Origin of the sequence: Halioglobus maricola (assembly GCF_009388985.1) — a bacterium.
GTDB lineage: Bacteria > Pseudomonadota > Gammaproteobacteria > Pseudomonadales > Halieaceae > Halioglobus > Halioglobus maricola.
In genome coordinates this window covers 1,277,879-1,291,309 of the sequence record NZ_CP036422.1, presented here as the reverse complement: position 1 = coordinate 1,291,309, position 13,431 = coordinate 1,277,879, and the positions used below count along the sequence as shown (strand labels likewise).

The following is a 13,431-nucleotide window of genomic DNA, read 5'->3' as shown; positions in this document are numbered from 1 at the left end:
ATGTTGTACGACAACAGCACGCCCCGTTATCTTCCGCACATACCTCATCCCGAGGTGCTGCTAATGGGCCTCAGCCCAAAGGGCGACGCGCCCTGGATTGAGCCCGATAACGACATTGGCCGCTATCATGAGCACAAACTTCAGCAGCGAAAAATACGCGGCGACGCAGTCTATCGCGGCGATGATGAATCCATCCCGGCCCAACGCGAACTTCGAGCTGCACTGACAACACACCTCCTCGATGCCCACGCAGATTGCTACTCGCGCGAGGCAGACTCGCTCAACTGTCGCCCCGGTGATTTTCAGATACCGCTTGCTGGCGAAGAATGCCTGTGGGACATCTCTCTGGCGGTGGCCGACGACCTGGCAATCATGGAGAAGCGCAGTAGCCAGTATCATCTCACTGCCGCCAGCCTGTGCAGCCCCAGCCACTGGCTACTGGCAGAAAAAGTGGGCCTGGCCATGCGCGATATCCACGACCCGATCCCCGGGTTTCATGAAAAACTGACTCCGCGTATTGACCGATTCTTCGAACATCTGCGCCCCAATCATCCGGTGGTACGCTTCAACTGGTCGGTGTTGGCGGAGGACAATCTCGCGCAACTGCCCGGCGAAGAAGCCACAGTCACAGCTGATACCCCGCTGTTCTACCGCGTCGAGCGGCAGTCGCTGGTCCGTCTGCCAGAGACCGGCGCAATTGCGTTTTCCATTCGCGTTTACGTGCACCCTCTGGACATGCTGGCCAGCACCAAAGGTGCAATACCTTCGCTCCTTGCCGCCATTGATGCCGCATCGCCCGAGATAAGTATCTACAAGGGCTTTGATTTGATGCAGCCAGCACTGGCGAGGTATCGCGGCAGATGAGCGTCGGCCCCTACAGCAAAAACGCCCTCGTTAGCCTGGCGTTGTTTTGCTGTACGCCCGCCCTTGCCCTGCAACTTGAAGAACAGGTCGTCAGCGCAACCTATAGAAACACCCAACTGCAGAACACAGCACTGGCCATCAGCGCCTTCAGTAGGGAGCAGGTGCTTGCATTAGTTGTTGAAAATGCACAGGACCTGGCGCTGCACACTCCCTCTCTGACCATTGGCCAAGCAGTACACAGCGCAAGTATTCGTGGTATTGGCCACAGTAACGACTCTTTCGGGTCCGACCCCGGCGTCGCCATTTACAGCGATGGCGTCTATATCGCGGACAGCAGCATACTCAACCACACCAACCTGTTCGACACCGCACGTGTAGAGGTAGTGCGCGGCCCCCAGGGAACACTTTACGGGCGCAATGCCGCCGGGGGAGCGATTAATACGATCAGTATTTCCCCCGGCGTCACCTGGAAAACCCGCGTCAATGCAGAGTTAGGCAACAACGACTACCAGGCCTTGCAGGGTTTGATGACGGGCCCGATTACAGATCAGTTTTCAATGGCAATCGCAGCCTCCTCGATCGAGCGCAGCGAAAGCCATGGAAATACACTGGGCAGCGACTACCTGCGTTTGTCTTTCAAGTACCACTGGACCCACAACTGGTATTCCAGAATCCAGTTTGCGGGCGTCAATGCAGAGGAATGGCCAGACCAGGAAACAGAAACACGCGCCAGCTACCTGTTAAACGAAATCGCATTAGGTGACTACCGCATCAAGCACATCGCCGCATGGAACGAGTACGAATTCGAGCGCGGTGGCGCCAACAACCCAAGCTTCGCAAACAGCGACCAGACCTTGCGCGAATCAAGCACAACCTCACAGGATTTGCAGTTCTACTCGGCACTCAGCGGCGAATTCAACTTTGTTTCCGGGCTCTATTACCGGCGCAGCGATGAGGACCAGCACCAGACGATTCGCGCAAACAGCGATGGCCCCAGCGTCTATCGCGCAGAGACGGGCATGGTAACAAGCTCCTGGGCGGGCTATGGCCAGGGAGAGTGGGACTTCGCTGACGACTATCGTCTTACGCTGGGACTGCGCTACTCCCTTGATGACAAAGAAGCCGACGATATCACCTGGGCGCAGTGGTTTGACGATGACGAGACCCGGCGTGAGACCGATCAAACCTGGGACCGACTGGACTGGCGATTGGGACTGGATTACCGCAGTGACGAGGGCGAGCTGCTGTACACCTCACTGGCAACTGGCTATCGCAGCGGCGGCTTCAATCTGGGCCAGTCTTCGGCTACACCCTCCGTCGAGGAACTGGCGCCAGAAGATGTCCTGGCCATTGAGCTAGGCTACAAAGGCGCCCTGTTCGAACGCCTGCAGTTGGCGACCGCCGTCTACTACTACGACTACCAGGACATGCGGTTGACCTATCGGAGTCAGGCTGACGGTTTAAACCTGTACAGCCGAGGCATAGCTGGCGAAGGCGATGGATGGGGAGCTGAGATCGAGTTTTCCTTGCCGCTCACAGAAAAAATCGCTACCGGTGGCAGCTACTCCTACAACCACACTCGCTATCAGAAAACTGCAGCATCGGAGCTGGAAGGCGACAACTTCCCGCTCTCGCCCGAGCACGAACTCAGTCTGTACGTTGTAGCAGACTGGACATGGTCATGGGCACGCATGAACTCCAGCCTTAGCTACCTGTTTGTCGATGAACAGTATGTCACTCCGCTAGGTATCGAGAATCCCCACCTGGTGAAGCGCTACGATCGCTGGGACGCACAGCTCGGAGCCCATTACGGATTATGGAGTGTGACCGGTTTTGCGAAGAACATTACGGATGAAAACTACCGCGACGACTCCCTCTGGGGAGTGCCGCGGACGTACGGGATAAAAGTAAGCTATCGCTTATGAAGTAGGCATACCATTGCCGCGTTGGCCTGCAAACCAACCGCCATCGGCGACAAATTCAGACCCTGTACTGTAACTCGCCTCGTCCGTGGCGAGAAATAGAGTGACCGCCGCAACTTCCTCAGGCTGACCCACCCGCGGAATAGGCAGTTTGCTGTATATCGTTTTGTTGATGTCCTCTTCTTCAATCATGCCCTTGCCGCCCATCTGCGTGAAGATGCCGCCGGGATGTACCGTATTCACACGAATATTATATTGGCCAAGTTCGATCGCTGCAGACCGGGTCAGGCCACGCAGGGCCCACTTGGTCGAGGAATAGGCGCTTATCCCCGCCTGGGAATGCAGGCCATCGATAGAAGAGATATTAATAATTGATCCGACACCGGCCTCTTTCATCGCCGGAATCACCGCACGAATACCGAGGAATGCGCTGAGCTGATTCACTTTTACAACGCGCATATAGTCTTCGGGAGTTGTGTCGGTGATGGAAGCAATATGCAGAATGGCGGCATTGTTCACCAGCACATTGAGCGTACCCAGCTTCTGCGCGGCAGCGACGGCTGAGGCCCAATCGTCTTCAGACGTGACGTCCATGCGCAAAAAAACTGCGGCATCACCCAACTCCGCAGCAAGCGCCTGGCCCTGTTCTTCGGCGATATCGCCGATCACGACCCTGGCACCTTGTTCAACAAAGGCGCGCACGGTGGCCTCACCCATACCATTAGCGCCACCGGTGATGATGGCGACCTTACCTGCTAAACGCTGCATTGATTTTACTCCTGCCTTAAGAGCGGGAGATTATACGCGCCGGCTCAATCCAGACCGGTCCAACAGATTGCACTACACGCGGCCGGGTTTACCTTTAGCGATAGTACTCGCCGGTATTCGCAGCGAGGTACACAAAGCTCAACCATGCAGCCACGTTATGCGCCAGGTCGGCCGGGTGGATTTTGTCCAGCGTGTCATTCGGCGTGTGATGCAGATCAAAATAGTCCCAGCCGTTCTGCTTCAGGGTAACCACCGGCACACCTTCACCGCGCATAAACAGCAAGTCCGGACCACCACTCGCTGCATTGCCGCCTGGAGCAGCGCCAAGCATGCGCACCCCGTGACCCAGTGCCTGGGCTGCCGCCACGCGACCCTCTCCAGCGCGAGTTTCAAAGCGCCAGATCCGGCCGGCGCCGAAGTCAGATTCCGAAGCGATAACGTGATTCTTTAATTCATCCTTGTGCATCTCGACATAGGCCTTGCCACCTACCAGGCCCACTTCTTCCGCGCCGAAAAGTACGACTCGCACAGTGCGCTCCGGCCGCTTGGTCTCATCCATCAAGTGCTTGGCCGCGGCGACAACAATCCCCACGCCTGCACCGTCATCCACCGCGCCCGTGGCCATATCCCAGGAGTCCAGGTGGGCGCCCAGCAACACAATTTCCTCGGGCTTTTTCTTGCCGGGGATCTCGGCAATTACATTGCCGGAGCGACCCGCCGGCCGTGTCTCGGGCGTGAGCAGTAGGTGCAATGTGACTGTTTTACCGCTGGCGAGAATACGCTCGAGCTGATCGGCATCTGGCGCCGCCAACGCTGCCGCTGGCACGCCGTCAGGAATGGGTTGGCTGGTTACCCGGCGCATCTGGCCGGTATGGGCAAAGCGATGGCTGCTGGTACCCACCGAGCGGATGAGTACTGCCAGCGCGCCTTTCTCTTTCGCCACATACGCCGCCTCGCGACGCTTGGCACCCGCCACACCATAGCCGGAGCCGTCCTGAGTGCGGGTCATGACTTCACCGATGTACGCGATCTTTCCTTTTAGCGTGTCCGCGTCAGCGGCCTTCAATGCGGCCAGGCTTGAGAAACCAACAACATCACCCTCCACGCCCTGATGGCCGGTGGAGGTACTGCCGCCAAGACTGGTGATAACAAGGGCCTGGGGATAAGGCGCGAGGATCTCGGCCCGTTCCAGCCCTCTCTCCCACACAGGTAAGTCGAAGTGCTCTACACGCACATTCTTGAATCCCAGTTTCTTAAGCTTGGTCACCGCCCATTGCCGGGCGCGCTCCTCCGCTTCCGTGCCCGCCAGGCGAGCCCCCACCTCGGTGGTCAAGGACTCCACAATCTCGTATCCAAGATTCTGCTCTAACGCCCAGCGCGCCAGTTCCTCGGATTTCGCTAACTGGGCCTCGGTGGGGCCCTGCGCCAGCGCATGACCGGCGAGAATCAAGCCAAGAGTGAGCACAGACAGATGTTTGAGATAGCGCATGATGACTCCGCGTCGAATAAAACTGGTATTTTACGCATCTCACGGCAGCCTTTCGAGGATTCCGTTATCCTTTCGTCATGGACAATGGATTCAAAACAGTCTGGCTGCTGGCTCTTGCCAATGCAGTGGCAATGAGCGGAACGCCGATGATGATGCTGATCGGCGCCATTATCGGTACTGAGCTAGCGCCGAGTGCCCGCTGGGCTACGCTACCTATTGCCCTGATGGTGATCGGAACCGCATTGGGCGTCATCCCCGCCGCTCGCGGCATGGCCAGGCTGGGCCGGAAGTGGACCTTTCTAATATTCCTGCTTATCGGCATAGGTGCCTGCGCAGTAGCAAGCACCGCACTCTACCAACAAAGCTTTTCACTGTTCTGCCTCGGAGCGCTCATTCTGGGAGTAACTAATGCAGCGCTACAGCAGGCGCGCTTTGCGGCGATGGAGTGCGTACCACTGGAGAAGGGCCCCACCGCTGCGTCTATCATCATGTGTGCTGGTATCGTCGCCGCCTTCCTGGGACCCGAGCTGGCGCTGCTAGGCCAGAACCTGACCTCGGTGCCCTACGCTGGCTCATTCATGCTGGCCATCGGCTGCTTCGTCTGCGCCGGCCTACTCCTCAGTTTTTACCGTCCACCACGACAATTTGCTCACCAACACCAGGGAGAGGCACGCCCCTGGACAGCCATGTTGGCCAACCCCGCCTTGATTCTGGCCGTCGCCAGTGGCGCTATCGCCTATGTGGTGATGTCTTTCATAATGACCGCCACGCCGATCAGCATGCACGTGCACCATGGCCATAGCCTGGAAGACACAAAGTGGGTCATCCAGTCACACATTGCGGCAATGTTTCTCCCCTCTCTCCTCACTGCCTGGTTGTTCAAGGCACTCAGCATTCGCGGCCTGATGGCCATGGGCCTGGTGTGCTACGGCGCGATGATTGTTATCGGTTTGTTCGATGTATCCGTACTTGGGTTCTGGGGCCAGCTCGTCTTGCTGGGCGTGGGATGGAATTTCCTGTTCGTAGCCGGCACCGCACTGCTGCCTACCACCTATCGGGAGGGAGAACAGTACCGGGCCCAGGCCCTGAATGATTCTGTCGTATTTTCGATACAGGCTGCTGCTTCGCTGTCCGCCGGGCTCGCCATAACACTATTGAGCTGGCAATCGCTGCTATTGCTGTGCCTGGTACCCATTGGGGTAATGTTGGTGGCACTGGCCAGTTACCGCCGACCGATATAGCCCGCTAGTCGGAAGACACTTGTGACGTAGAGGCAAAGAACTGGCTGGTTTTGCCCACAAGCCAGTAGGAAACACCGAGTGCCAGCACCACAGCTGCAATCGCGAACACGTAAATCGCATCTACCGTGTTGATATCAAGGACAATGACTTTTCGGGCAATCGCCATCAGTGCCGTCGCCAGCACCAGCTTGATCGGCAAGGTGTTGGTCCCGAGGTAGAGGCGTATGTTGATGAAAATTTCTATGGCAATGAGTACGACCATAAAGGCACCGAAAACCTGAAAAATATCGGCTACCTGCAGCAGCCCATAGGGCGGTGAGCTCAGCCGCGAATAGAGCACCCAGATCACATCGGCGACGCCCCACAAAATCACCAGCGCCATCAAAATCGAGAGGAATTTCACCGCGACGCGAATCACCCCATGGAGGCTGCGAATCAAAGGATCCGGATGCTCCTCGGGAAACTCTTCGTGAATTTTACTTTGGGCGGGCTGGTCGTGACTCATGCTGTCTTCCTCGGCGGGCGCTCGGGCAAATTAGCAGAGCAGCAGCGCAGGTTCAAGCGCGCCTAGTAGTCCCAGGTCAGAGTCACACCATAGGTTCGCGGATCACCGAAAGTCCCTGTGTAGTTCGAGCCGACAAAACCCCAGGAAGCAGCGGAGACAATAATGTACTCCTCATCGGTTAGATTCTTGCCCCACACCATGACGCTCGCCTCACCAGCCACGTCGCCCAAACTAATACCGGACCAACTGAAGCTGGCATCCCACAGACTGCGATCGTCCTGATCTGTTAGATCCAGCAGATTCACCGAGCTGATAGTCTCGTCCTGGTAAGAATAAGCAATGCGCCCATGGAGCGAGCCGTTGTCCAGGTCACGTCGATAGTCCAGCGAAGCAGACACGCTGTTCTCTGGAGCGTAGGAATACCTGTCGGCAAGGTAGAAGGTACCCACGGGGCTGTCGACAAAATCTTCGCCCACTTCGGTATCAAGGTAACCGTAATTCAGTGAGCCCACCAGATTCTGGGTCAGCGCAGCAGTCAGCTCGACCTCCAGACCCTGGATAACATTTCCATCCACCGGAAGAAAATCACGCTCTCCTGCAGTGGTGCCTGTCTGGATACTCGTCTGGGAGCCATCGATATCCATGTAGAACAGCGCCCCGTTAAAGCGCAGCCGACTATCAAGAAAATCAGCCTTCAGGCCCAGCTCGTAGGACAGAACGTCCTCTTCTTCAAAACCACCGCGAAACAAGTCTGCATTTGCTGAGCGTGTAGAGGTACCGCCGGATTTGTAACCGCTAACCACTTTGCCGTAGAGGTTGGCATCATCAGAAATATCCCACGCCACGGTAAACGATGGATTGAAATTGCTGAAATCTTCGTCGTAGTAAGCACCTTCGGGCGCGCTGGCAGCGAAGTCTGCAGAGCGAGTATTGCGACGAAAAGCTTTGCGCTCATCCTGCGAGTAACGTCCGCCGAGAGTAAAGTGCCACCGCTGATCTAATGCAGCGGGGCTCCAGGTGGCCTGGGCAAAAGCGGCCATCGACGTGTTGTCGGTGAAGGTGATGTCATATTCCGGCCCCGGTAAGCCAAGGGTAGAACTGGCACTGGAATCGTGAGTGCCTTCATCCTCGTAATAGTAAAAACCTGTGACCAGTTCGACACTGTCCCAGCTACCGAGGAACTGAATTTCCTGGGACAACTGTTCAAACTCTACATCGTTGATCATGGTACTGACCGACCCACCCCCAGGGATCAGGTTCATCTGCCAGTCCGGTAGCACGATCGCGTGTACAAACGAGTCCATGTCGCGCTGCGCAGTAATTGAGCGAAGGGTGAACACGTCACCGATCTCCCAATCGGCATGCAGCGTGTGTGCGTCTATCTGGAGATCGGTCGGGCCGTTTTGCCACAGGGAATTGACCTTGTCCTGACGATCTTCTGAGACCGTACCTGGCGTGGTCAGGAAACTCAGGTTGGGCACCCCGGGAGGAAGCTCCTGCTCCTGCCCGGCAATAATGGATTGTTCCATCCGCCCCGAATCTGCTATCTCTGCGGTTTCATAGCGATAATCAAAAACCAGGGTATCTGTTGCATCCCAGTGCAAGTCTACTACTGCACTCTCGCGATCCTCCGTACCAAAGTCCTCCCCCACCCCCGTGTTTTCCACATATCCATCGCGGTCAGTCATGATGTAACCGACCTTGGCTGCAAAACTGTCGCCTATCGGCACATTGATAAAGGTGCGGCTCTTGAAAAGATCCAGATTGCCCGCGGTCAGGGTCTGATGAAACTCGAACTGGTCGGGGCTGGCGCGGCGGGTGATCAGATTCACGGCACCGCCGGTAGCATTGCGTCCATACAAGGTTCCCTGTGGCCCCCGCAATACTTCAATGCGTTCCAGATCAACGCCTTCAAACCCGGCGCCGAAGGTCGTGCCTATATATACACCGTCGAGATACAGGGCGACCGAGGGATCCTGAGTGAGTTGAAGATCGTTCTGGCCAATACCCCGAATAAACAGGCGAACCGCTACCGGGTCGTTATTGAAGTTGTTGACATACAGATTGGGTATACTGGTTGCGAGATCATCGAGCTCATCAATACCCTGCGCCGCAAGGGCTTCCGCGTTTAGGGCGACAATCGAAATGGGCACATCCTGCAGCGACTGAGCGCGCTTCTCCGCGGTCACAATCACCTCTTCAAGCGCCATCCCCTGGGCGGATACAACCATTGGAAAGGAGTATGCAGCGATAGCCGCCACCATGACACTCTGCTTGAACACACGACTCGACATAACCCACCCACTTTTATTTTTATTTGATTATTTTGTTTTAAAGGGCCGGGCCATTTCTGTCAACGCCCAGCTTGATCATTTATTACTTATCCCTGCGTACTGGGAATCGTTGGTAGTAGAACTCCAACTTTTGTCCAAGTTCATGCTCATCAATGCCGAAATCATCCTTGAGGTCATACTGGATCTGCCCGTGCTTGCCTCGTGGATTTTTCCGGATATAGCTGAGCATTGCAGCGCGTGTTTCCTCATCGAGGGGAATATCTGCCAAGCTGTAGATACGCTCTACGGCACCCAGGGCATCGCTGGTGATGTCGTCAAAGTAAAGATCCAGCGCTTGTGCGGACGGCAGTAAATCGCGATCCTGCACGCACTGCCGCAGCATCCGCAGCAATCGATCTTGCCAGTAGTGGCCGATCTCTTCGGGGCTAACCGGGTCACGGCTAATTCTGCTGACATAGGTTTGCATAGTCAGCATAGAGGCGATCACAGAAACTGGATCGCGGTGTGGCAACACGAATGTCGCATCCGGGAATACTTTACTGAGCGGGCCCAACTGCTCCATATGCTGAGGCGACTTGAGAATCCAGCGCTGCGGGCCTCGCAGCCACTGCAAAGCTTTCAAGGCGCGCTTGAGAAATTCGTAATGCGGAGTCTGGTCGTGGGCGAGATAGTGATCTCGCCAGGCCGGCACAAGAGCGTAGTTCTCAAACAAGACCATCGAGAAGTCCATGCCCATCAGCTCAATTTCCTCATGAATATGCTCGGGTGTCATCTCGTGCATATTCTTGAATAAAGGAATCATCTGATCTTGCAACAGCTGTGTGTCGCGGCAGCGCTGGACGCGCGGATCTTCACCGACGACGGCTCGATCTTGCTCAGTGGGTATGGGTTCCAGTGACTCCCAGTAAGCCAAACTGCGAAGACGCTGGTCACATGAAATCAGATTCAACAGGTGGGTTGTGCCACTGCGGGGCAGCCCGGCAATAACGATGGGCTTTTCAATAACCACATCATCTATCTCCGGATGCTGGAAATACAGCGCTTCGAGACGACTGCGCTGCACCAGGTATCGCACGAGTATTGCCTGGTTGGTGATGCGTCCGAGAGAAGACAAATCAGCATCGGCATCCATCGCGGTGCAAATAATATTCAGGCGCTCCAACACACCAGCGTCACGGTAGACAGGCGTGTCGCCCAGCTGTGATCCGGCCTCACGATATACCGCCTCTACCGTGATATCTGCTACAACCTCGCTAGTGGCTGCGATCACTTCCTGACAAAATTTTGTTTGGTCTGGCTGGCCAAGATCGGTAATTCGAACCGGGTCTGCCATCAGGCGGGTCCCGCTGCGGCAATTTCGGCAAAACTTACGACCTCTGCACGGGGTGTTTCGATGTCGCCTGCGGGCAACATGAAGCGCCAAAAGACCAGCCCTAGCGATACTCCCTGGGTGTCAATCCAGTTCGGCACCCCCGGGTCGCGGTGGGCAATTACCAAACGAAAACTGCCATCGGCCTCCAGTTGGGTCTGCTTGCGATTTCGAGATATCTGGCGCGTAGTGAAATCGTAGCTTTGCTGGAAACGGTTCCACAGGACAACGTTAGCGAATTTACACTCGGGCCAACGCCCACTGATAACCAACGCCTGGTCGTCATCCAGATAATAGGGGGCCATAGAATAAGCCGCATCAAACGCTGCCAGAGCAAAGTCACCGGGCTTGACCGGCGGAGGAAAATCATTGGGGACAATGCTGACAAAGGCAGGTTGTTCGCGCTGCGCCATAGGCACAATACCAAGCGTGCGTGCTCGCACAAATTCGCTCACTCGGCGCATACCTGCGGCAACACTCTTATCACTGGGGGCTGGTGCCGGCGGCACCTCGTGTAACGGCTCAATGAATATCCTGGGTTCACGGCTGAGGTCGGCGGCGACGGATTGCAGCTCTTCCCAGTAGTAGCGGACAGTGATCCGCGACGCATCTTCAAGCCCTAACCAGTTTTTCCCTCGCGGTTCACCGCCCAGAAAAAGTTCGAAGCGGCCATCGACGATGTCGAACATTTCACTATTGATAACACCGGCAGTCCCGGTACCCATACAACCAGTTTCAGTCCCGGTTTCGATCGTGATGGAAACATAAACGGCACCGTCCATCTCACCCACAACGCGGTACTGACCCTCTTCGCTGACAGGGGCATCGAAGTACAAGGCATCGGCATTGTCGCCAGTGAACTTGCGCGAGGGTGTCACAATGCGCCGAAACTGAGGGTTCATGGCATCGTATTCGAAATGGCCAACCAGGCCACCTTCGAGCAAATGCATGAGGTTTCGGTGAGCTCCCACCACATCGTCCTGTGAGAACAGGTTCCATTCTTCACTCGCCCAACGCGAGTCAATTTCTTCCAGGGTGTCAATCAACTCGCGCAACGCAGCGCGGGATTCCGTTTTTATCGTCATCGCTGGTACTCCAGCAGCCAATCTTCAGGCTGCAACAGGGCTAGGCTGGGTGCCGCGGATCAGCTTGCCCGGACGGGCACTGGTCGCCACACCTTTTTCCATAATGACCTGGCCGCTGACAATTGTGGCCTCATAGCCATCCGCGCCCTGGAACACGCGACGCCCGCCGGCGGGCAGGTCGTGCACAATCTCGGGGGCATGCACTTGTAGAGCATCGAAATCGATCACATTGATATCGGCCTTCATCCCCTCTTCCAGTGTGCCTCTATCCTCGAGGCCGACACAGCGAGCTGTGTCGTGTGTATGCAGTTTCACTGCCCACTCAAGATCGAAGCGTTTACCTCGCGTGCGATCGCGAGTGAGATAGGACAGCAGGTAGGTTGGCACACTGGCGTCTGACAGGACGCCGCAGTGAGCGCCGGTATCCGCCAGGCTGATTACCGAGTCCTGGTCTTCCAGCATCTCAACCTGTCGACTGAGGTCGTTGGCACTGTAGCCGAAACAGGGGAAGAACAGGACGTTCTTGCCGCCTCGTTTCATCATCACATCAAAGGCGTAAGCCGCCGGCTCAACACCGGCTTGCTTCGCTCGAACAGCGATAGACTCTTCGGGAGCGGGTTCGTAATTTGGCGGCGTACCCAGCTCATAGAGCTTGTCCCAACCGGCAATAATGGTATCCATGAACTCGTCGCCCATAAGCGGCGGCTCGTCCGCCAGAATAGCGGCGCGCACAGCCGGATCCTGCAAGCGCTGCAAGCGCTCATCATCCGGCAGGATGGAGAGCTCGGCGTAGCTGGGATTAAAACTGAAGGGATTGATCGTGCCCTCCCAGCTCAACAGGATATTCACGGGCCGGGCGCCTACATGTGGAATGAGCTGAGCACCCTCTTTGCGCGCTTCGCGCACATAAGCCAGCTGCTTTTGCACTCGCGGCCAGTCTTCCTCTTCCCGGAAGAACAGTACAAAGTTCACCTTGCAGTTGTTCTCGATGGACAAACGCTTCATCCAGTCCATCTCCTCTTCCCAGTTGGCAAAGTCGGACACAAGGCCATAGATGCCCTTGCCGATTTCCCCAATGGATTTGCCAATGCCCAGCAATTCGTTCTCGTCGGCGTAAGTGCCTGGCATCACCTCGTCCAGCCGCGTGGTGTGTAGTTCGGTACGCGAAGTAGTGAAACCGAGTGCGCCAGCCTCAATGCCCTCTCTAACGATGTCCGCCATTTGCGTCACATCTTCGGGGGTCGCCTGTTCATTGTGTGTACCGCGATCACCCATGACGTAGGTGCGCACCGCACAGTGCGGCACCTGGGCCGCCACATCCACGGCGCGGGGAAACTTTTCCAGTTCATCGAGATACTCAGGGAAGGTTTCCCAGTTCCACTCAATACCCTCATGCAGGGCCGAGCCTGGAATATCCTCAACGTCTTCCACTACCGAGACCAGTTGGTCGCGCGCTTGATCATTGGGTTTACAGGGCGCAAAACCGATACCGCAGTTTCCCATCACCAGAGTTGTAATACCGTGATTGGCTGCCGGGCTGCACAGGGGATCCCAGGTGGCCTGACCATCCATATGGGAGTGCACATCCACCCAGCCCGGCGTGACGATTTTGCCAGCTGCATCGATAGTACGGGCCGCATCGCCCTCTACTCGACCGATGGCGGCGATCACGCCATCTTTTACCGCCACATCACCCATGAAGGCATCCTGGCCGGTGCCATCTACAATACGGCCATTGCGAATAATCAGGTCGTACATTGCGACTACCTCTTTATCTTTATTTAGTGTCTGACTACACGTTAGGCACAACACCACCTGCACGCAACCAAATCACCACAATCAGCATCGCTTAACAGGCGCAAAGTACTATAATTCGCACCACAGCAAAGCCCAC

10 protein-coding genes are annotated in these 13,431 nt (G+C 56.3%); 3 read left to right on the top strand and 7 right to left on the bottom strand.

Translation table 11 applies throughout. The features are described from left to right. Together EY643_RS05870 and EY643_RS05865 are read left to right on the top strand one after the other, a co-directional pair. Positions 1-864, top strand: a complete 864-nt coding sequence (locus EY643_RS05870; RefSeq protein ID WP_152661320.1) for a heme-dependent oxidative N-demethylase family protein — start codon at positions 1-3, stop codon at positions 862-864. Beyond that, positions 861-2,789 carry a TonB-dependent receptor gene (locus EY643_RS05865; protein WP_152661319.1) on the top strand — a complete coding sequence of 643 codons (1,929 nt, stop codon included), beginning with the start codon at positions 861-863 and terminating at the stop codon, positions 2,787-2,789. The genes EY643_RS05870 and EY643_RS05865 overlap by 4 nt, the downstream gene beginning before the upstream one ends. On the opposite strand, the gene EY643_RS05860 is transcribed toward EY643_RS05865, so the two are convergent. Both EY643_RS05860 and EY643_RS05855 read right to left on the bottom strand, forming a co-directional pair. Next, positions 2,784-3,554, bottom strand: coding sequence for a glucose 1-dehydrogenase (locus EY643_RS05860; protein WP_152661318.1), 771 nt, complete (start codon positions 3,552-3,554; stop codon positions 2,784-2,786). The genes EY643_RS05865 and EY643_RS05860 overlap by 6 nt on opposite strands. Positions 3,555-3,648: 94 nt before the next feature. After that, positions 3,649-5,043 (bottom strand): M20/M25/M40 family metallo-hydrolase, encoded by a 1,395-nt coding sequence (locus tag EY643_RS05855; RefSeq protein WP_152661317.1) that lies wholly within the window; start codon positions 5,041-5,043, stop codon positions 3,649-3,651. 77 nt (positions 5,044-5,120) lie between these two features. Here EY643_RS05855 and EY643_RS05850 point away from each other — a divergent pair, with 77 nt between their 5' ends. After that, positions 5,121-6,284, top strand: coding sequence for an MFS transporter (locus EY643_RS05850; protein ID WP_152661316.1), 1,164 nt, complete (start codon positions 5,121-5,123; stop codon positions 6,282-6,284). A 4-nt stretch (positions 6,285-6,288) separates the two neighbouring features. On the opposite strand, the gene EY643_RS05845 is transcribed toward EY643_RS05850, so the two are convergent. The 5 genes from EY643_RS05845 to EY643_RS05825 form a co-directional block, all read right to left on the bottom strand. Next, positions 6,289-6,789 (bottom strand): phosphate-starvation-inducible PsiE family protein, encoded by a 501-nt coding sequence (locus EY643_RS05845; protein ID WP_152661315.1) that lies wholly within the window; start codon positions 6,787-6,789, stop codon positions 6,289-6,291. Between the two features lie 62 nt (positions 6,790-6,851). Next, on the bottom strand, positions 6,852-9,083 hold the full coding sequence (locus tag EY643_RS05840) for a TonB-dependent receptor (RefSeq protein ID WP_152661314.1): 2,232 nt from the start codon (positions 9,081-9,083) through the stop codon (positions 6,852-6,854). Between the two features lie 82 nt (positions 9,084-9,165). After that, entirely contained in the window at positions 9,166-10,416 is a 1,251-nt protein-coding gene (locus tag EY643_RS05835) for a sulfotransferase family protein (RefSeq protein WP_152661313.1), read from the bottom strand. Then, positions 10,416-11,537, bottom strand: coding sequence for a DUF1214 domain-containing protein (locus tag EY643_RS05830; protein WP_152661312.1), 1,122 nt, complete (start codon positions 11,535-11,537; stop codon positions 10,416-10,418). Before EY643_RS05830 ends, EY643_RS05835 begins: the two co-directional genes overlap by 1 nt. A gap of 24 nt (positions 11,538-11,561) precedes the next feature. After that, entirely contained in the window at positions 11,562-13,295 is a 1,734-nt protein-coding gene (locus EY643_RS05825) for an N-acyl-D-amino-acid deacylase family protein (protein WP_152661311.1), read from the bottom strand. Between the last annotated feature and the right edge of the window lie 136 nt (positions 13,296-13,431).